This window comes from Candidatus Hydrogenedentota bacterium, from assembly GCA_012730045.1.
Lineage (GTDB): Bacteria > Hydrogenedentota > Hydrogenedentia > Hydrogenedentales > CAITNO01 > JAAYBR01.
In genome coordinates this window covers 43,865-63,947 of record JAAYBR010000041.1, presented here as the reverse complement: position 1 = coordinate 63,947, position 20,083 = coordinate 43,865, and the positions used below count along the sequence as shown (strand labels likewise).

Here is a 20,083-nt window from a genome sequence, read left to right as displayed (position 1 = left end):
CGAATTTTGCATCCTTTGAACTGTTCGGCTTCACGGTTCCCGAGACCAAGGTGGGCGGTGGCGGCGGCGGCGGGTCTGCTGGCGGCTCCACGGGCCAGGGCGGTGCGGGCGGCAGCGGCGGCGGCGGCGGCGGCGTGGGCGGCGGCACCGGCAGCCAGGGCGCCACAGGCAACGCCATTGCCGGCGGCGCGGGCGGCGGCGGCGGCGCCGGGCAGGGCGACATCGGCGGCCTGCTGGGCAACGGCGGTTCGCCGGGCACCGCCGGCCCCGGCGGCAGCGGCGGCAGCGGCGGCCAGGGCGGCGCGGGCGGCTCCGGCGGCCAGGGCGGCTCGGGCGCGCCCGGCGGCGGCGCGATCGTGCTGGCGGCCAAGGGGCTGCTGCGCCTGACCCCGGGCGCGTTGATTGACGTTTCCGCGGGCGCCTTCCAGTCTGGCGGCGCGGGCGCGGCGGGCGGCATCGCCAACGGGGGCGCGGCGGTTTCCGGCAGTCCGGCGTCCGGCGGGGTGGGCGGCGAGCCCGGCAAGCCCCTGCTCTACAACATCATTCCCGAGTTCCTGCGCGGACTGTTCGATTTCCTCCTCGGCGGCGCGGGCGGTGACGGCGGCAACGGCGGCCAGGGCGGCCGCGGCGGCGCGGGCGCGGCTGGCGGCGCGGGCGGCGCGGGCGGTGCGGGCGGCTACGGCGCGCCCGGCATGGTCAAGCTGCAGGGCTCCGTGGTGCAGATTCCGGAGGACGCGGGCAACCGCGCCCGGGTGCTTGCGGACAATGCGGGCAGCGCGGCCCCCGAGAACAACGGCAAGTTCACGCTGATCTCCAACATGCGGCCGGACCTGGTGTCGGCGGCCCTTCCGCAGTTCAGCACGCCGAACGTGCACCAGGGCGCGACGCGCAACGACGACGTCCTGCGCGAGTTCAACTCCTACACCCTTGGCAACAGTCCGGTGATTCCCGGCCTGGTGGGCGGCCCCGCCGCCAACGGCTGGTGCGTGCCGGCCTTCTGGAACCAGGCGGACGTGGACGCCCTGGGCACAACGGGCACGCTGGACACCCTGGTGTGGTGGGTGTTCCCCAGTGTCTTTGACGGGTTTGACCAGGTGGTGCTCAAGAATGCGGGCGCCTCGGGCACGCTTCAGGAAGTGACGCTGAAGGTCGGCGCGCTGAACCGGCGGCTCATCCGCGGCAACGGCGGTGTCACAGGCGAGCTGCAGCCCGGCCAGTACTGGACCATGACGGTTCCGGCGGGCACGCCGGTCGAGGTGAGCTTCGACGGCGAGGGCGCGGGTTCCGAGGGCAGCATCTACGAGTCCGACGGGAACTTGGGCGACCTGGTGTTCTCGTCCGGCGCGATTGTGGTGGACACCGGCGTCACCGGCGGCGCCCCCGGCACGATGGATGCGGGCGGCACGGTTTACACCGCCCGCACGGACCTTCGCTATGAGACGGGCCAGGAAGTGGCCGTCTTCGAGTTCGACAACGTGAACGTCTCCGGCGGCACCATCACGGTCACCGGCGAGCGTCCCCTGTCCATCGCCGCGCGCGGCGACATGGAATGGGGCATTGACATCACCGTGCCTGCGGGCGTTTTGGGCGGTGGCGCGGGCGGCGCGGGCGGTTCGGGCGGTCTGGGCGGCGACGGCGGTCCGGGCGGCGCGGGCGGCACGGGCGGCATCGGCGGCGCGGGCGGCCGGGGCGGCGGTTTGGACACCATCCGCGGCGCGCAGGGCAACGGCGAGAACGGCTATCCCGGCCTCGCGGGCACCGTGGGCACGGGCGGCCAGCCCGGCGCGTCGGGCAGCTCCGGCGGCGACGGCGGCCTGGGCGGCAGGGGCTTCGGCCTCAACGGCCTGCGCGGTCAGGGCGGCGCGGGCGGTCTCGAGGCGCTCGGCGGCGCGGCGGGCAACGCCGGCGCGCGCGGCGAGCAGCGCGCGGGCGGCACGGGCAGCGATGTGAGCTGGGGCATTGTGGCACTGCCCTCCGCCGGTGCGGACGGCGGGGCGAATCCCGGCGGCAACGCGCCCGCGGGCGCCACGCTCGGCGCGGCGCAGCCCGGCGCCCCGGGCGAGCTCGGCGGCACGGGTGGCAGCGCTGCCTATGAGAGCCTTGCCTATGTGGCGAACTCGCTGACGCTGGTCGCCGGTTCGGGCGGCGGCGGCGGCGGCGGCGGCTCGGGCGGCGGCGGTGGTGGCGGCGGCGGCGGCGGCGGTGGCGGTTCCGGCGGTTCCGGCGGCGGCGGCGGGGGGGGTGCCGCTTATGACGGTTTCCTCGGCGTCGGCATCACCCGCACGAGCGCGGGTGGTGGTGGCGGCGGCGGCGGCGCGCCCGGCATCGGCGGCGACGGCACGCGCAACAACAGCAATGTGTGGCCCCCGTCCCCGGCGGGCGGCGTGGCCGGCGCGACGGGCGGCATAGGCGGCTCCGGCGGCACGGGCGCCCCCGGCGGCCTGGGCGGCGAGGGCGGCGTGGGCGCGCCCGGCGGCGGCGCGGTGGTTCTCGCCGCGCGCGGCCTGCTGCGCATCAGCGCCCCCAGCACGCTCGACGTCTCCGCGGGCACGCCGCTTGGCGGTTCTGGCGGCGGCGCTGCGGGCACGTCCCCGCAGGGTCCGACCGGTGGCCAGTCCGGCGTGGCGGGCAGCGCGGGCGGCCAGGTGCCGGTGGCCGGCATCGGCGTCGGCATCGGCAAGGGCGGCGACGGCGGCACGGGCGGCACGGGCGGCGCGGGCGCGGCCGGCGCGGCCGGCGGCGGCGGCGGCCAGGGCGGCACGGGCGGCTACGGCCTGCCCGGCATGGTCAAGCTGCACGGCTCCGTGGTGGTTGCGGGCGCGGCCTCGCTGCGCGGGGCGAACGCCCTCAACGGCGATCCGGACCGCAACGGCGGCTACACCGTCATCTCCAACATGAACGAGACGGCGCGCGCGCTGCACGCGCCCGTGAAGGCGACGGCCGCTCTGGTGGGCGGCGCCACGGCGCACGACGCCCTGCTGAAGGCGCTCAACCCCTATGTGGGCGGCAAGACGCCGGTGATTCCCGAGCTGGACGGCGGCCCCGGAAGCCGGGGCTGGCTCGCGCCGGGCTACTGGAACGACGGGCAGGAAGCCCCGCTCTTCAACGCCGGGAACGGCCTGGAGTTCCGTGTCCTTCGCGTGGCCGACGGTTCGTCGCCCTTTGACGGCTTCGACCAGGTGTTCATCCGCAACACGAACGCGGCCGGGAACATCGAGAACGTCAGCATCATCGTGGGCGTGAACGTGGCCATGCTGATTGACGGCGAGCTGCACACGGCCGGCGTGCTGGAGCCGGGACAGACCTGGAGCACCACGGTGCCTGCGGGCGCGTATGTGAACGTGCCGGGCGCGAGCGGCGACCCGGGCGACGGTCCGACGGCGCAGTTCATCGCCACGCCCACCTCGGGCGCGCGCAACCTGGTGGTGCAGTTCGTGGACCAGTCCACCCCGGGCACCGAGCCCGTCACGAGCTGGCTGTGGAACTTCAACGACGGCTACACCAGCACGGAGCAGAACCCGGTCCACACCTTCACCAGCGCGGGCGTCTACACGGTCTCGCTGACCGTGCAGACCAGCGTGGGCATCAGCATCGAGACCAAGGGCAATTACATCACCGTGACCGACCCGGTCGGCCCGACGGCGCTGTTCACCAGCGGCCCGACGTCCATCAAGACCGGCGAGACGGTCTACTTCGGCGATCATTCCCTGCCGGGATCCACGCCCATCACGGCGTGGGCCTGGAACTTCGGCGACGGCCAGACCGGCACGGACCAGAGCCCGAGCCACGCCTACACCGCGGCCGGGGTCTACACTGTCACCCTGACCGTCACCACGGCGGCCGGCACGGACGACGAGGTGAAGACCGACCTGATCACGGTGAGCGACCCGAACGGGCCGGTGGTGGACTTCACGGCGTCCCCGACCCTGACGGTCACGGGCACGCCGATCCAGTTCGCCGACCTCACGCTGCCCGGCGACGCCCCGCTGGCGTCGTGGCAGTGGGACTTCGGCGACGGCGCGCAGAGCCTGGTGAAGAGCCCGGTCTACGCGTACCCCGCGCCGGGCGTCTACTCCGTCACCGTGACGGTCACGGACACCAACGGCCTTACCGGCGTGCTGGCCAAGCCGGACTTCATCGTCGTGTCCGCCCCGAACGGGCCGACGGCGGACTTCGCGGCCGCGCCGACCTCGGGTCTGGCGCCGCTGACAACGCAGTTCGTTGATCTGAGCCTGCCGGGCGGCGCCCCCATCACCACGTGGGAGTGGGTCTTCGGCGACGGGCAGACCAGCAGCCTGCCCGCGCCCGAGCACACCTACGCGGCGGCGGGCGCCTACAGCGTCTCCCTGACCGTGACCACCGCCATCGGCAGCAGCTCGGTGACCAAGCCGAACTTCGTCGTGGTGACGGCCCCCGGCGGCCCGACGGCCGACTTCACCGCCTATCCGACCACGGGCAAGGGGCCGCTGACGGTCCAGTTCGCCAACCTGTCCACCGCCGGAAGCGCGGGCATCACGCAGTGGGCGTGGACCTTCGGCGACGGCCAGACCAGCACCGAGCAGTCCCCGCGCCACACCTACGCGGCGCAGGGCAGCTTCCCGGTGACCCTCACGGTGACGGACGCGAACAGCAACACCAGCCAGGTGACCAAGGTCAACTACGTGGTGGTCGCCGCGCCGACGACGCTGACGGCCGCGTTCACGTCCGACGTGACCTCCGGCACCGCGCCGCTGACCGTCATGTTCACCGACCAGTCCATCGCGGGCGCGCAGCCCATCACGGGCTGGCTGTGGAACTTCGGCGACGGCGAGACCAGCACCGTGCAGAACCCGGTCCACATCTACACCGAGTCGGGGAACTACACCGTCACGCTGACGGTCAGCTCCGCGACGGGCAGCGATGCCGAGACCAAGCCCGCCCACATCAGCGTGGGCCAGGGCGTGCCCGCCGCGGGCGCGGCCGGCCTGCTGGCGGCGGCGGCGGCCCTCGGCCTGCTGGGCGCGCGCGGCCTGCGCGGCAGACGGAAGAAGTAGCCCCTCCGGGCCGACCGGAGCGCGTTTTCACGCCGCCGGACTCTTTGCGGGTCCGGCGGCGTTTCCTTTGAAGGGCCGGGCCGCGCTAGAATCAGGCTCCGGCCCGCAACAACCCCGAAGGAGAGCCCTGGTCATGCATGGAACTTCCCCGGCCGCCCTGCTCAGCGGTCTGCTGTGTGTCGCGTCCCTGTGCCCCCCCGCCTCTGCGGGATGGCAGGAAATCGGCGCCCCGGTGCCCGGAGACCCCCTCGGGGTGCGCATCTTCCGGCTGGACAACGGCCTGGAGGTGCACATCTCCGAGAACCACGACACGCCGCGCTTCTACGCGGAGATCGCCGTGCGCGCGGGCAGCAAGAACGACCCCGACCGGACCACCGGCATGGCGCATTACATGGAGCACCTGCTCTTCAAGGGTTCCGAGCGCCTCGGCACGGCGGACTACGCCGCCGAGAAGCCGCTGCTGGACGAGATCGAGGCGCTCTATGAGGAGCGGTTCAACGAGAAGGACCCTGCGCGGCGTGACGCCCTCTACCGGCGCATCAGCGAACTCTCCCAGCAGGCGGCCCGGTCGGCCGTGCCCAACGAGCTGGACCGGCTGTACCGCGCCCTGGGCGGCCGCGCGCTCAACGCGCACACCTGGCACGAGGAGGTGGTGTACAAGATAGACCTGCCGTCCAACATGCTGCGCCAGTGGGCGGCCGTCGAGTCCGACCGCTTCATGCACCCCGTGTTCCGCCTGTTCCAGACCGAGCTTGAGACGGTGTACGAGGAGATGAACCGCGCGCTGGACAACAAGGACCGGGCGATCCAGCTTGCGGTGGACGCCCTGCTCTACAAGCGGCACCCCTACGGGCAGCGGCCCACGCTCGGGTCGGTGGAGGACCTGCGCAACCCCTCCATCCGCACGCTCAACGCGTTCTACCGCGACTGGTACGCGCCCAACAACATGGCGGTCTTTCTCTCCGGCGACCTCCGGGCCGAGGAGGCCGTGGCGGTCGTCAGCGAGTTTTTCTCCCCCTGGGAGGCCCGCGACCTGCCTGAACGGCCCACATGGGACGACCCCCCGCCCGCCGCCCGCGAGGAGGTCCGCGTGCCCTTCCGGGGCGAGCCCTTCGCGCTGCTCGCCTTCCGCACCGCGCCCCGAAACCATGCGGACGCCGAGGCGCTGCTCATGCTCGACATGCTCCTCGACAACGCGACGGCCGGCCTGATCAACATCAACCTCAACCAGCGCCAGGCCGTGCAGCAGGCGGGCGCCTTCCCCCTGCCCATGAACGACGGCGGCGCGCAGTACCTCTACGGCGTGCCCAAGCCCGGGCAGACCCTGGAGGAGGTCGAGCGGCTGCTGCTGGACCAGGTGGGCCTGCTCAAGCGCGGGGAGTTCGAGGACTGGCTGATGGAGGCCGTGGTCAACGACTTCAAGCGCAAGCGCAAGACCGACCTGGAAAACGACGAGGACCGGGTGCGGACCATGCGCTCCGCCTGGATCGGCCTCGAGCCCTGGGAGCACGCCGCGGGCATGATCGCCCGGCTGGAAAAGGTCACCCGCGACGACGTGGTCCGCGTGGCGAACCAGTATTTCAGCGGCGGCTATGTCGCCGGTTTCCGCGAGGATGCCGACCGCGACCCCGTGCGCGTGGAAAAGCCGCCCCTGCCGAAGCTGGAGATAGACGCGTCGCGCTCCTCCGCCTTTGCGGCGGACGTTCTGGCCATGCCCGCCAAACCCATCGAGCCGTCCTTCCTGCGCGCGGGCCGCGACTACACGCGGAAGGAGGACCCGCGCGGCGTCACGTTCTACCATGTGCAGAACCCCGTGAACGATGTGTTCACCTTCACCCTGTCGGTGGACCGGGGCGCGGTGGAAGACCCCGTCACCGCGCTCGCCGCGCGGCTGATGGACCGCTCCGGGGCGGGCGACCTCGACGCGGGGGAGCTGCGCCAGCGCTGGTACCGCCTGGGCACCACCTTCGACCTGGACGCGGGCGAGCACGAGACGTCCTTCATCCTTTCCGGGCTGGACGCGCATTTCGAGGAGTCCCTGGCCCTGCTCATGGACCTGGCCTGGCGGCCCCGCGTGGACGATGAAACCCTCGGGCAGCTCAAGGAAATCGTGCTCCAGCAGCGCGAGGACGCCCGCAAGGACATGGAGACCATGGCCGACGCCCTGGTCCAGTGCCACCGCCACGGCGACCAGTCCCGCTACCTCCGCATCCCGCCGTCGGACGCCGTGCGCGCGATGACTGCGGCGGAGCTTCAGGGCGTCATACGCAGGCTGGTCTCCAGCCGGCAGACGGCCCAGTACACGGGGTCCCTCCCCCTGGCGGAGGTCATGGACATCTTCCGCCGGACGCATCCGGTGCGCGGGCTGCTTGACGACGTGGCACCCGCCGCCGTGCTTCCGGTGCGCCGCGCGGCGGGCGGCGAGGTGTGGTTCCTCCACCGCGACGCCACCGCGCAGGCCCACGTGCAGATCGAGTTCGGCAGCTTTCCCTACGACCCCGCCCTCAGCCCGCGGGTGCAGCTCTACAACACCTACTTCGCCGACGGCATGGCGGGCATCGTGTTCCAGGAGCTGCGCGAGGCGCGCGGCCTGGCCTATGTCGCCGGGGCGCGCTACATCCCCGGCCGCACCCGGCGCGACCAGAATCTCATGATGGGGGTCATCCAGACCCAGGCCGACAAGGCCGCGGACGCGCTCGGCGCCTTCACCGGCCTCCTGGACGACATGCCCCTGGAGGAGAACCGCTTCGCCGCCGCCCGGGAGGCCATCATCACCGGCTACCGCACCGGAAAGATCGGGTTCCGGCAGATCATCCGGACCGTGCGCGACTGGGAGCGCCGCGGCCTCGCGCCCGACCCCCGCGAGGCGTGGTTCGCCGAAATCCAGGAGAAGGGGACGCTGGACGTCGTGTCGGCGTTCCAGCAGGAGCACATCGCCGGGCAGCCCAAGCTCATCTCCGTGGTCGGCGACCGCGCGGCGGTTCCCCTGGAGGACCTCAGGCGCTTCGGCGACTTCCGCGAGCTGACGCTGGACGATGTTTTTGTGAAATGACCCGCGGCGTCACACGTACTCGACGGTGACCAGCCTTCCCCCGCGCTCCAGGCGCTCGCGGAGCAGGGGGATGATCACCGTGCGCGGGAGGATGTGCTGCTGCTGGAAGCGCACGTCGTTGGACGCCGTGTTCGCCGCCGTGCCCACGATGAAGTTCACGCGGTCGGCGTTCTCCATGAGGGCGCACAGCTCCGAGACGCCCGAGGGGCTGATCCGGCGCTCCGGGGGCACGTCCATGATGTTGTGGGCCTGGTTCATGGTCACCGCGCCCTCCGTCACCAGGTCCACGCCGTCCAGCGCCCACGCGGGCGGGTCCACCGCGCCGGGCGCGCGCGGCAGCAGCCGGGGCTCGCGCCCCGTCACCCGCGCCACAATGGACGCCGTGGTGCCGCCGCTGACTACCCGGTGTCCCGCCATCCCCAGAAAGCGCCCCACCACCTCGCGGTCCCGGGCGGAGTCCGCCGGGGGGCCGGTCAGGATGTTCAGCACAATGCCCCGGCGCACGCGGCAGACCACCGCGGTGGCGTCGTCGCGGGGCCCCGCGCCGCAGAGTTCGTCGGCGCGGGCGCACACCGCGCCGGACAGCTCCGCCGGCGGCACGCCCCGCACCACCGCGTCAGACAGGAAACGGCACAGCCCGGCGACGCCCCAGCCGCCGTGCAGCCCCGCGCCGCGTCCCGCCTCGGTGACCCCGTCGGACACCAGCACCAGCGCCTCCCCCGGCCCGAGGCGGCAGTCGGCCTCCCCCGCCGCGCCCTCGACGCCGTCGAGCCGCCGGACCGGCAGGCTTTCCGCGCCGACAGGGGAGAGGCGCAGGGGCGGGGGCGCGTCATAGGTGAGCACGGTGGCGCGGCCGGCGGGGGAGAGGCGGGCCACGGAGAAGGCGGCGTAGGGGAGGCCGGGCCGCCGGGCGGCGTCCATGGCCGCGGCGGCCGAGCGGAAGGCGTCGCGGAGGGACCATCCGGCCAGCAGGTGGCCCTTCAGCAGGGAGGCGCAGAAGTTCGCCGAGATGTTCGCGCGCGCGCCCGAGCCCATGCCGTCGGCGCAGACCACCCAGGCGGCCTCCGGGGCGCGGAAACACTCCACGACATCGCCGCAGACCCCGCCGGGGGTCTTCGGAATCTGGCGGGGGAAGATGTCCGCGTGCAGGTAGGGCATGTCAGGCGCCGCCTTCGGTGTCCCGCCGCGCCCCGGCGAGGGTCATGAGGTGGCGCACCAGCTCCTCGCTCTGGGCGGTGCTCGCGCCGAGGAAGCGGGCCAGCTCCTGGGCCATGCCGAGCTGGTGGTCGAGCAGTTCCTTCGCCTTGCGGGCGGTCTCGGCGCGCAGCCGCTCCAGCGACTCCTCCGAGGCGGCGGTGCGGGTGATGTCCACGAAGATGCCGACGATCTGGGAGTCCTCCGTGAGGGGGTAGACGAGCTCGTGGCAGACCTTGTGGTAGTTCTCGTGGCGGACCGTCTGCTCCACGGGCTCACCGGAGGCCAGCACCCGCTCGAAGGGCTCCGCGTCCATCAGGCAGGACACATGGCGGCCCAGCACGCCGTCGCCGCACTGGAAGAGCCGCCGGAAGGCCGGGTTCACGCCCAGCACCTTCAGTTCGCTGTCCACGATGAGCACCCCGTTCGGAGTTGTCTCGATGATGCGGTCGCCGCGCTGCTCCGCCAGCCGCCGCATGTGGGGGATGCACATTTCGGGGGTGGCCATGCCCGACAGCACCGCCTCGGCGTGCTCGCGGCAGGAACCATAGCCGCAGGCCCCGCAGTTCAGCCGGTCCTCCTCCGCCTCCTTGCCCAGCGCCTTGAGCACCCCCGCGATCTCCGCCTCGGGGAAAACCGTGCCGGGTCCGGACACCGCCGCGTGGGCCGCCGCGCCGCGGGCGCGCACGGCGGCGGGCACCGGGGCCGCAGGGTCCGCCTCCGCCCCGGGATGGGCACCCGCGTAGTCCAGCACCGCCGTGCGGCGGGCGAAGGGGTTGTCCGGCGCGGGCATGCCGGGGCCGTTCACGCAGCCCTGGGCGCAGAAGAGGGGCTCCAGCACCACGGGGCGGTCCGTGTGGCGCAGGGCGTCCAGCGCCGCCTCCAGGTCCTCCACGCCGCTCACGGCGACGACCCGCGTGTCCAGCAGGTCCGTGGCCAGGCCCGCGGTGCGGGCGAGCCCGCCGGGCACGGGGAAGAAGCGGGCGTCGCCCGGGGGCGTCTCATCGTAGGTTTCCGGGGGGCAGTCGGCCAGGGCGATGTTCCGCTGGGAAAGCCAGTCGAGCATCTCCTCGAAGGTCAGCACGCAGTCCACGTCGCCCGCAAACTCCGGGCGCTCCGCCTCGGCCTTCTTGGTCACGCAGGGGCCGAAGAAGAAGACCCTGGTGTCCGGGCCGTGCTTCTCCCTGAGCTGGCGGGCGTGGGCAATCATGGGCGACGCCACCGGGGCCAGCCGCGACGCCAGGTCGGGCGCGTACTGCTCGATGTGGGCGACCACCGCGGGGCAGGCCGTGCAGATGGTCTGGCGCCCCGGATGGGCGCGCACGTGGGCCCCCGTGAGCGCCGCCGACTCAAAGGCCCCCACCGCCGTCTCGCCGACATGGTCAAAGCCCAGCCGGCGCAGCGCGGCGGGCAGGCGGTCGCGGTCCTCCGGGCCGAAAAGCGCCGCGAAGGACGGCGCCACGCTGGCCGCCTTTGCCCCCGGCCCCGCCATCAGGCGCTCCGCCCGGTCGAGGTCCCGGCGGTACTGTTTGGCGTGCTGGGGGCACTCGCGGATGCAGGTGCCGCAGGCGATGCAGCGGTCCGCGTCCACATAGGCCTGCCCGTCCACCACGCGGATGGCCTTCACGGGGCAGGCCCGCAGGCAGCGGTAGCAGTCGCGGCAGCGGGCCGTGTGGGTGAAGACCACCTGTCCGGGCCGGCGTTGCCATTTTTTGGGGGGCATGGGGGGGCGCCTTTCCCGCGCGCGGGGCGCGCTAATAAGGAAAATTTTCTCTATTGTACCCCCTGGAGGCGCGGCCTGTCAACCCGTCCGTAGCGCCGCCGTCCCGGCGGCCCCGGGGAAACGCGCGGCCACCGTCGTGTTTCGCGTGCCCCCGCGCGAAGAAAGGCTTCAGCAGGCGACCGCACTCCAAGGCGCTGCGCGCTGTGCGGGCCCGGGGCTGCGGTGATGGGCGGCGGCTGTCCATGGCGCGCCGAAAAGGCTATAATGGCTCCAGGGGCGGACGGGCCCGCATCCCCGAAACAGGAGACTCCCCATGAAGACAAAGACGGCCGGACGGGCGCTTTGCGCGGCGTGCGCGGTGTTCCTGCTGGCGGGGTGCCAGACGGCGCCGCCGTCGCCGCTGGTCGGCAACCCGCTGGACGGGCTGGCCCTCCTGCGGGGCGGCGAGACCATGCGGTCCTCGTCGTGCGACCCCGACTGGGTCAACGGCAACGGCGACGCGCGCCCCATCGCGCCGGGGAAGACGCTGACCATCGCGGCGCTGGAGGGGCCGGGGGTCATCACGCACCTGTGGAACACCGTGGCGGCGCAGGACCGCGAGTATTCGCGGATGCTCGTGGTGCGGATGTACTGGGACGGGGAGGAGTGCCCGTCGGTGGAGGTCCCCCTGGGCGACTTTTTCGGCATGGGCCACGGCAAGGACCACCCGTTCAGCTCCCTGCCCGTGACGGTGACCTCGGAGGGCCGCGCGCGGAACTGCTACTGGCCGATGCCCTTCCGCAAATCGGCGCGCATCACCGTGACCAACGAGGGCGAACGCGACGTGAACGCGTTCTATTACTACGTGGACTGGCACAAAGTGGACCGGCTGCCGGGGAACGCGGCGTATTTCCACGCCATGTACCGCCAGGAGCACCCGGCGGTCATGGGCCAGAACTACCTCGTCGCCGACATCGAGGGCCGGGGCCACTATGTGGGCACCCTGCTGAACGTGCGCCAGCGCATCGCGAGCTGGTGGGGCGAGGGCGACGACTTCTGGTTCATTGACGGCGCAGAGGCGCCGCAGCTGCGCGGCACGGGGTCGGAGGACTACTTCTGCGACGCCTGGGGCCTGCGCGAGATGAGCACCCCCTTCTACGGCGCGCCGCTCATGGAGGGCTACGAGGCCATGAACCTGACCACCTGCTACCGGTGGCACATCACGGACCCCGTGGTCTTCCGCAAGGCGCTGCGCCTCGAGTTCGAGCACAAGGGCGTCACGTTCAACGACGACGGCGCCCTCCGCTCCGGGTTCGAGGAGCGCCCCGACGACTTCTCGTCCGTCGCCTTCTGGTACCAGACAGAGCCGCACAAGCCCCTGCCCCCGATGGCCCCGGCAAAACAGCGCGTCTACCGCGACTGGTCCGGCGTGGTGGAGGCGGAGGAGGCGCTGGACACGGTGAAGGTGACCGCCGGGCCCGTGTCCACGCAGGACGGCGGCTACAGCGGCGCGCGGCAGCTCTTCTGGACCCCCGGCGCGGCGGACCAGAAACTGGACTTCCCGCTGGACGTGCCCGCGGACGGCTCCTACGAGCTGGTGCTTGTCCTGACCCACTCCTGGGACTACGGGAAGTTCGAGGCCCAGCTCGACGGCAGGCCCCTCGGCGCCGCCGTCAACCTGCACAGCGAGAGCATCGTGTCGAAGGAGCACTGCTTCCCGACAGGGCCGCTGGCCGCGGGGCCGCATGTGCTCTCCCTCGTGAACAAGGGGAAGGACGCGGACAGCCCGGGGCATTTCCTCGGGTTCGACTGCCTGCTCCTGACCCCGCTGCCGTGACGCCGCCATGCGCCTGACCCGCGTCGTCTGCCGGAACTTCCGGAGCCTCGCCGCCGTGGACTTTGCCCCCGTCCCCGGCGTCAATGTCGTGTGCGGCCGCAACGCCCAGGGCAAGACCTCGCTCCTGGAGGCGGTCGTCTACGCCGCCACCACGCGCAGCCACCGCACCCAGACCGACACCGAGCTGGCGCGCCACGGCGAGGAGGAGTTCCATGTGCGGGTGGAGGCCGGCGCCGAAACGGCGGCGGCGCCCGTGGTGGTGGAGGCGAACTGGTGGCGCGGCGCGAAGCGCTTCAAGGTGAACGGCATCCCCCAGGGCCGCCTGAGCGACCTGCTCGGCCGGGTCAAGGTGGTCCTCTTCTGCCCCGACGACCTCGCGCTGGTGAAGGGCGCGGCCTCCGTCCGCCGCAGGCTCCTCGACATGGAGCTGTCGCAGCTGAGCCCGCCCTACCTCTTCGCCCTCCAGCAGTACCGCCAGGCGCTCCGCCAGCGCAACGAGCTGCTCCGGCGCGGCGAGCCCGACGGCGCGCTTCTGGACGTGTGGGACGCGCAGCTCATCACCCACGGCCGCGCCCTCATGGAGGCGCGGGCGGCCTATATCGGCGAGCTGTCCGAACTGGCCGCCGGGATGTACCGCCGCATCGCCGAGGCCGAGCCCCTCGCGGCGGCCTACCTGCCCGACGTGCGCACGCCCGACGAGCTGGCCCAGACCCTCGCGCGCGGCCGCGCCTCGGATATTCGCCAGCGCCTCACGGGCCGCGGCCCCCACCGCGACGACCTGGAGCTGCTCGTGGCCGGACGGCCCGCCCGCACCTACGGGTCCCAGGGGCAGCAGCGCTCCGCCGTGCTCGCGCTCAAGCTGGCCGAGGTGGAGCTGGTGCGGCGGCGCGCCGGCACCCTGCCCGCGCTCATGCTCGACGAGGTGCTGGCCGAACTCGACGCGGACCGCGCCCGCAGCCTCTTCAGCGCCATCCCCGAGGGCACGCAGTCCCTCGTCACCACCACCCAGACCGCGGAGCCCCTCCGGGGGATGGGCGTGGACTTCGCCGTGTTCCGCATGGAGGGAGGCTGCCTTGGACAGGAATGACCCCGAATCCCTGAAGCGCATCCTCCACCAGATGATCACGCGCACCCCCCTGGGAAAAACCCTGGAGCAGGCGCGCATCTGGGAGCACTGGCCCCACGTCGCCGGACAGGACCTCGCCGGCCACGGCGAGCCCGTCGCCGTCAAGAAGGGCGTCCTCCGCGTGGCCGTCGAAAACGCCGCCTGGATGCAGTCCTTCGCCTACGCCAAATGGGACATCCTCCGCCGCATTAACCGCCTCGCCGGCCGCGAGCTGATCTCCGACATCTTCCTCATCCTCCGCGAGGACCACGAGCAGGAAAAGAAGAAGCCGAAAAAGCGCGGCCTGAAACAGAACCGCCCGCCGAAGAAGGCGGAGGAGACGGGGGGGGAAGCCCTGGACGAAAGTTGACCCCGCACGCGGGTTTGCGGTGAAATGGGGCGGCGCGGGGCCTATCCGACGGGGCAAAGAATGACCGTGGAGACGCCGCCGGTGGGCACCCGCCGCGTCTATCATTCCTCGGAGGAGCTGCCCCCCGGCATGCGGGAGGAGGCCATGCGGCACCGCTGAAAGAGCATCCAGGGCAGGCCCGCATCCGGGGAACGGGGGGGGGCGGTCTGGAGCCGTGGGAGAGGGGACTTGCTTTGTATCTTCGTGGTGAATCTTTCCGGAGTTTTCACCACGAAGGCACCAAGGACACAAAGAAGAAAGGGCATTGGGAAAGGAAAGCAAGGGCAGGGCGCTTTTCCTCTTCCCCTCTCCGTGCGCGCCGTGACTCCACGGTGCGCCGTCCTCAAACCGCCGGGAAGAGAACCCGTTCCCTCACGCCCCCCCGTCCTCCACATCCGCCTCCTCCTCCCGCGCTCGCTGCCGCTCCAACAATTGCTTGAACCACGCCTCCCCCCGCACAGGGTTCATGTCTGTGTCCTCTTCCAGATGCTCAACGGGTGGGAGATCACGAAGTTTCTCCGCCTTCTCCAGCCATTCCCGGCACTTGTCCTTGTCCCCCCGCAGCGAGGCAATGCAGGCAAGGATGTACGCCCCCCTTCGTGAATCTATTTCATTGGCTCTCTGGGCCATTTTCTCGGCCTGCTGAAGTAACTCCAGCCACTTGTCTGACTCTCCCAAGTCCCTTGCAATTTGCGCAAGGAATTGAAGCGCGACCCCTTGGCCGCACCAAGCGGAGACAAGCGAACCATCTCTCTTGATCGCTTCCTTGTATTTTTCGCGGGCCATCTCCCAAAGCAGGCGCTTCTTCTCTTGATCTTCCTCTGTGCCCGCAATCTTTCCTATGACTTCGCCAAGACAAACCCAAGCCAGGGCGAGGGGATCATTCCTCTTGATCGCTTCTTCGAATCTATCTCGGGCGGCCTCTAAGAGGCCGCGCTTCTTTTCCCGATCCCTCTCCGTGTCTGCAAGTTGTTCAAGCGCCACTCCCAAGCCAACCCAAGCTTTGGCAAGCATATCATCCCGTTTGATTGCCTCCTTGCAGATTTCACGAGCCTTTTCCAGCAGTATGCGCCGCTTTTCACCCTTCGCCATGCCCGCAAGTTGTAGAAGCGTTACGCCGAGATTCCCCCATGCAATGGCAGGCGCATCATCCTGTTTGATCGCCTCTTCATACTTCTTGCACGCATTTTCCAGAAGGATACGTATCTTGGCAGTATCGCTCTCGTTGTCGGCCTGCTTCCCCGCGCAATACGCTGCCCCAATAAGAGCCCTGCTGTTGGCCGGTCGCAGAGCAACGAGCGCCTCCCACATCGTAAGTGCTTTTTTCCACTTCTTCTCATCCTCATACACCAAAGCCTTGGCCATGAGACGGTCTGGCATTTCTGCATCCTCGCCATTTGCGGCAGAGGTGGCGACTGCAATCGTTTTGGGCGACGGGGGCTGGCCCATCGGGGCGTCTTTCAACTGCTGCAATTGGTGCATCCAGTCTTGTACTGCCCTAGCAGTGCTTTTTGCCTCTTTCACTTGTTCTTTTGCTTCGGCAAGGGCCGTCATTGCGTGTAATGCTTGATCTTTGGCCTCCGTGAGAGCATTCCTTGCTTCTTCTAGTTTCTTCTTTGCCTCGGCTACGGACTCTATTGCGCCTGACGCCTGGTCCTTGGCCCATTGTGCTAACACGGCGATGGCTATAGATAGCATTGCTGCGAGGACTCCCAGGACTGTTGCAAGGAATCCCAAGATCGCCAAGCCAATCTGGGTCCACCCGATGAACCAGCTGGCACTCCTCTCCATACTTGCTGTGGCCTCGTCAATGCGCTTGTCCTCTAGGCTGTTGATCTTTTCCTCCAGTAGCGTGAGTTCCTTGCCGTCAGTTGCCGGAGGACTTGAGATGGCGGGAGGGGAGGCAGGGGTTGCTTGTAACGCCGGAGTCTGGACGGGCGTTGTCGTGACGGGGGCGGCAGGAGGGACCGCCGCGACAGGGGGGGCGGCTTGTGGCGGGGCTGTGGTCGGGGCGGGGGATTCCTGCGCGGGGGCGTTGAGGGCGCAGAGGATTGCGGCGAGGAGCAGGAACAGGGCAGGGCGCATGGCAGGTCTCCCTCTCGTTATCGGGGAGAGTGTACGGCACGCCGGGGGGGGACGGGCAACTTGTTCCAGGCGCGCGCAGTTGCCGGGCGGGAGGGGCGGGGTATTGGGGCGATGGCGGGCACGGGATTGCTTCAGGCGCTGCGCGCCTTCGCAATGACTGGGGAAGACTGTGGTGATGGCGGGAACAAGATTGCCGCACTCGCTTCGCTCGTTCGCAATGACGGGGGGACACGCGTCATGGCGAGCCCCAGACCGCCCGGAGGCGGGAATTCTGTTCATGAAGGTATGGATGCGAGAGTCCTTTTCCTCTTCACCCCGGAGGGGTGAGGGCTATTAGCCGGTGGTTGAGCGCAGCGACACCACCGGGAACGGGTGTCGCCTCTCCCCTCTGTGGCACCCCGGTAGGGGTGCGGGACTCCGGGGCCAACGGGAGCCGACGCGTCCTGAACCCCTGCCGGGGTTCTTCAAGAAGGGAGGAGGCCTGCTGTCCGGTGGTGTCGCTGCGCTCAACCACCGGCTAATGTCGTGCATCCCTCCGGGATGCCCAAGGCGCTCGTTTCCGGCCATTTCCGCGTTTGGGATTCGTGTTCGGGCGGCAATCGGCAGCCTGCGTTGCGGAAGAAGACGTCTACTTCATTAGCAGCACCGCGAAGCCATCTCGTTCCCGCCGTGGCCCTGCCTGCAAGAGATTGCTTCAGGCGCTGCGCGCCTTCGCAATGACGGGGTGGACGGCTTGCGCTCTCCCTGCTTTCTTTGTGCCTTCGTGGTGAATCTTTCCGGAGTTTTCACCACGAAGGCGCGAAGGCGCAAAGGGAAGAGCGAGCAGGGGAGGCGCTTACACGCGCTTTTCGGCGCGGCCCTCGTGGAGGGCCACCCAGTGGTGGGCGCGGGCGGCGAGGCTCTCGTCGTGGGTCACGAGGACGAGGGTGACGTTTTCGGCGGCGTTCAGCTCCCAGAGGAGCTCGACGATTTCGCGGCCCGTCTTCTCGTCGAGGTTGCCGGTGGGCTCGTCGGAGAGGACGATGGAGGGCTTGTTGAAGAGGGCGCGGGCGATGGCGGCGCGCTGCTGCTCGCCGCCGCTGAGCTTGCCGGGCTTGTGGGTCATGCGGTCGCGCAGGCCGACGCGCTCGAGGAGCTCCTCGGCGCGGGGGCGGCAGGCACGGACCGTTTTCCCCTTGCAGAGGGCCGGCATCATGACGTTTTCAAGGGCCGTGAACTCGGGGAGCAGGTGGTAGAACTGGAAGACGAAGCCGACCTCGCGGTTGCGGATGGCGTTGACCTTGGACGCGGCCATGCGGTGGAGGGGCTCTCCGCGGAAGAGGACCTCGCCGTCCGTGGGCCGGTCGAGGGTGCCCATGATGTGGAGCAGGGTGCTCTTGCCCGCGCCGGAGGCGCCGCTGATGGCCATGATGCCGCCGACGGGGACCTCGAGGTCCACGCCGCGCAGGATTTCGAGCGTGCGCTCGGCGTCGCGGAAGACCTTGCGGACGCCGCGGCATTCGATGAGGCTGGGCGCGGGGTCACTCATAGCGCAGGGCGTCCACGGGGTTGAGCCGGGCGGCGCTCCACGCGGGGTAGAGCGTGGAGAGGAAGGTGAGCGCCACGGCGGACACGGTGATCCAGAGGATGTCGAGGGGAACCACGGCGACGGGGATGCCGTCGAAGTAGTAGATGGTGCTGTTGAACAGGTCAATGCCGAAGAGCCCGGCGACGAACTCGGCGACGGGGTTGATGTTGTAGGCGAGCAGCGTGCCCGCGATGACGCCGAGGAGGGTGCCGCCGACGCCGATCATGAGGCCCTCGAGCACGAAGAGCCGCAGGATGGACCAGCTGCTGCTGCCGAGGGTGCGCAGGATGCCGATGTCGCGCCGCTTCTCCATGACGATCATGATGAGGGTGCTGGTGATGTTGAAGGCGGCCACCAGGATGATGAAGACCAGGATGATGAACATCGCCAGCTTCTCCTGCTTGAGCGCCTCGAAGAAGGCCTCCTGGTTCTGGTACCACGTCTCGGCGCGGTAGGGAAGCGCCTCCTCGACCCGGTTTGCCACGGCGTCCGCCAGGAAGGGGTCGGTGAGCTTCATGTGGATGCCGTCGGCGCCCGGGCGGCCCGTCAGCATCTCCGCCGTCTGAATGTCCACGAAGGCGTAGAGGCTGTCGAAGTCGGACATCTTCGCCTGCGAGATGCCGCTGACGGTGAGGTAGACCTGGTTGCCCGGGCGCACGCCGAAGGGGGTGACGGTGGGCTTGTCGGTGATCACGCCGACCTCCGAGCCGACGCGGGCGCCGATGCGGTGGGCCAGCCGGTACCCCAGCACCACCTCCTTCTCGCCGGGCAGCTTCCCGGCGCCGAACATGCGCCCGCCCTCCTTCGTGAGGTTGCGCTCCAGGTCGGTGACCTCCGCCTCCAGCGCCGGGTCCACGCCGAGGATGATGGCGCCCGTGGTGTCGCGGCCCATCTTGAGCAGCCCCTCCACCTGCGTGATGGGCCCCGCGGCCAGGACCTCGGGGCAGGCGGCGCGCACCTCGCCGATCACCGATGAGTAATCGTCCATGCGCTGCCCGGCGGGCAGCACCACGGTGACGTGGGCGCGGTTGCCGATGATGGTCTCGCGCAGGGCGATGTCAAAGCCCGTCATCACGCTCATCACGACGATGAGCGCGATGACGCCGACGCTCACGCCGGCCACCGAGATGAGGGTGATCAGGCTGATGAAGCGCGTCTTGCGCTTGCCCCGGAGATACCGGGACGCCGCATACCATTCAAACCGCAAGGGAAAGGTCCTTTTCCACGTCCCGCACCAGGGCCCCGAAAGGAACCGCGTCCAGCGACGCCAGGCGCCTCGGGGCCGCGCCCAGGTCCATCCGGGACGTGACGGGGTTGGGCACCGCCACGCAGTATAGGGAAGCCGCCCGCGCGGCGGCAACCCCCTTGGGGGAGTCCTCCAGGGCGAAGGCCGCGCGCGCGCCCACCCCCAGTGTATCCAGCGCGGCCAGATAAAGTTCCGGCGACGGCTTCACCCGCGCCACCTCGTCGCCGCAGACCAGCGCGTCGAACTGCGGCAGCAGCCCCAGCCGCTCCAGATGCCCGGCCACCCAGGCCCTCTCCGAGCTCGACGCGACCCCCAGCCGCAGCCCCATCCGCCGCGCCTCCGCGACGGCCTCCACGACGCCCGGCATGGGCGGCTGCACGCGCACCCGCTCGCGGTAGCGCGCCCGCCGCTCGCCGTTCACCTTCTCCCGGTCCACGGGCCGGCCCAGGCACTGCTCCAGATAGTCCATCGGGTGGAAGGTCTCATAGGAGTACCCGCCGACATTGGCGGTCCAGAGGTCCAGCGGCAGCTCCTGCCCGAAGGCGGCAAAGGTCTCCCGCCACGTTCCGTAGAGCGTGGTCTCCGTGTCCAGGATCAGTCCGTCAAAGTCGAAGAGGACGGCTTGGATTTTGTGTTCGGTCATGGTCGCTCCGGAGAAGTTTTCTCTCGTTCCCAAGTTTCGCTTGGGAATGAGGTGAAAGTCCGGGTCCCCCCTTGAGGGGGGTGGCCGCGTCTTCGCGGACGGGGGATGTTCTTACTGCCCGCCAGCATCCCAGAATCCGGAACATCCCCCGGTTCGCTCCCGCGAACCACCCCCCTCAAGGGGGGACCTAGAGGGAAGGCCTCCGGAATC

General features: G+C 70.2%; 11 protein-coding genes. 5 read left to right on the top strand and 6 right to left on the bottom strand.

What is annotated here, in order from left to right:
• Both GXY15_04080 and GXY15_04075 read left to right on the top strand, forming a co-directional pair.
• The coding region (locus tag GXY15_04080) for a PKD domain-containing protein (protein NLV40391.1) at nt 1-5,033 on the top strand (5,033 nt) is incomplete at its 5' end.
• Nucleotides 5,034-5,166: 133 nt separating this feature from the next.
• A complete protein-coding gene (locus GXY15_04075; GenBank protein NLV40390.1) occupies nt 5,167-8,085 on the top strand; it encodes an insulinase family protein in 2,919 nt (972 codons plus the stop codon).
• Nucleotides 8,086-8,094: 9 nt separating this feature from the next.
• Here the strand turns inward: GXY15_04075 and GXY15_04070 are convergent, their stop codons facing one another.
• Together GXY15_04070 and GXY15_04065 are read right to left on the bottom strand one after the other, a co-directional pair.
• Complete coding sequence (locus GXY15_04070) at nt 8,095-9,243, bottom strand: SpoIIE family protein phosphatase (protein ID NLV40389.1); 1,149 nt, start codon at nt 9,241-9,243, stop codon at nt 8,095-8,097.
• A gap of 1 nt (nt 9,244) precedes the next feature.
• Nucleotides 9,245-11,002: a 4Fe-4S binding protein gene (locus tag GXY15_04065; GenBank protein ID NLV40388.1), complete on the bottom strand. Its 1,758-nt coding sequence runs from the start codon at nt 11,000-11,002 to the stop codon at nt 9,245-9,247.
• Between the two features lie 313 nt (nt 11,003-11,315).
• Here GXY15_04065 and GXY15_04060 point away from each other — a divergent pair, with 313 nt between their 5' ends.
• Genes GXY15_04060 through GXY15_04050 form a run of 3 tightly spaced genes read left to right on the top strand, consistent with a single transcriptional unit; the run spans nt 11,316 to nt 14,293 of the window.
• The gene (locus tag GXY15_04060; protein NLV40387.1) at nt 11,316-12,818 is read left to right on the top strand and encodes a DUF2961 domain-containing protein; all 1,503 of its coding nucleotides are present in this window, start codon (nt 11,316-11,318) and stop codon (nt 12,816-12,818) included.
• Between the two features lie 7 nt (nt 12,819-12,825).
• Complete coding sequence (gene recF / locus GXY15_04055; GenBank protein NLV40386.1) at nt 12,826-13,905, top strand: DNA replication/repair protein RecF; 1,080 nt, start codon at nt 12,826-12,828, stop codon at nt 13,903-13,905.
• Nucleotides 13,892-14,293, top strand: a complete 402-nt coding sequence (locus GXY15_04050) for a DUF721 domain-containing protein (GenBank protein ID NLV40385.1) — start codon at nt 13,892-13,894, stop codon at nt 14,291-14,293. Before recF ends, GXY15_04050 begins: the two co-directional genes overlap by 14 nt.
• 411 nt (nt 14,294-14,704) lie before the next feature.
• Here the strand turns inward: GXY15_04050 and GXY15_04045 are convergent, their stop codons facing one another.
• The 4 genes from GXY15_04045 to GXY15_04030 form a co-directional block, all read right to left on the bottom strand.
• Nucleotides 14,705-16,417: a hypothetical protein gene (locus GXY15_04045; protein NLV40384.1), complete on the bottom strand. Its 1,713-nt coding sequence runs from the start codon at nt 16,415-16,417 to the stop codon at nt 14,705-14,707.
• A gap of 835 nt (nt 16,418-17,252) precedes the next feature.
• Nucleotides 17,253-17,945, bottom strand: coding sequence for an ABC transporter ATP-binding protein (locus GXY15_04040; GenBank protein ID NLV40383.1), 693 nt, complete (start codon nt 17,943-17,945; stop codon nt 17,253-17,255).
• Entirely contained in the window at nt 17,938-19,191 is a 1,254-nt protein-coding gene (locus GXY15_04035; protein ID NLV40382.1) for a lipoprotein-releasing ABC transporter permease subunit, read from the bottom strand. Before GXY15_04035 ends, GXY15_04040 begins: the two co-directional genes overlap by 8 nt.
• Nucleotides 19,181-19,873, bottom strand: coding sequence for an HAD-IA family hydrolase (locus GXY15_04030; GenBank protein NLV40381.1), 693 nt, complete (start codon nt 19,871-19,873; stop codon nt 19,181-19,183). The genes GXY15_04035 and GXY15_04030 overlap by 11 nt, the downstream gene beginning before the upstream one ends.
• Nucleotides 19,874-20,083: the final 210 nt, after the last annotated feature.

Excerpts from the sequence above, each read along its gene's own strand:
- GXY15_04070 (NLV40389.1), bottom strand. The coding sequence starts at position 9,243 with ATGCCCTACCTGCACGCGGACATCTTCCCCCGCCAGATTCCGAAGACC.
- GXY15_04030 (NLV40381.1), bottom strand. The coding sequence starts at position 19,873 with ATGACCGAACACAAAATCCAAGCCGTCCTCTTCGACTTTGACGGACTG.
- GXY15_04040 (NLV40383.1), bottom strand. The coding sequence starts at position 17,945 with ATGAGTGACCCCGCGCCCAGCCTCATCGAATGCCGCGGCGTCCGCAAG.
- GXY15_04060 (NLV40387.1), top strand. The coding sequence starts at position 11,316 with ATGAAGACAAAGACGGCCGGACGGGCGCTTTGCGCGGCGTGCGCGGTG.
- recF (NLV40386.1), top strand. The coding sequence starts at position 12,826 with ATGCGCCTGACCCGCGTCGTCTGCCGGAACTTCCGGAGCCTCGCCGCC.
- GXY15_04075 (NLV40390.1), top strand. The coding sequence starts at position 5,167 with ATGCATGGAACTTCCCCGGCCGCCCTGCTCAGCGGTCTGCTGTGTGTC.
- GXY15_04065 (NLV40388.1), bottom strand. The coding sequence starts at position 11,002 with ATGCCCCCCAAAAAATGGCAACGCCGGCCCGGACAGGTGGTCTTCACC.
- GXY15_04045 (NLV40384.1), bottom strand. The coding sequence starts at position 16,417 with ATGCGCCCTGCCCTGTTCCTGCTCCTCGCCGCAATCCTCTGCGCCCTC.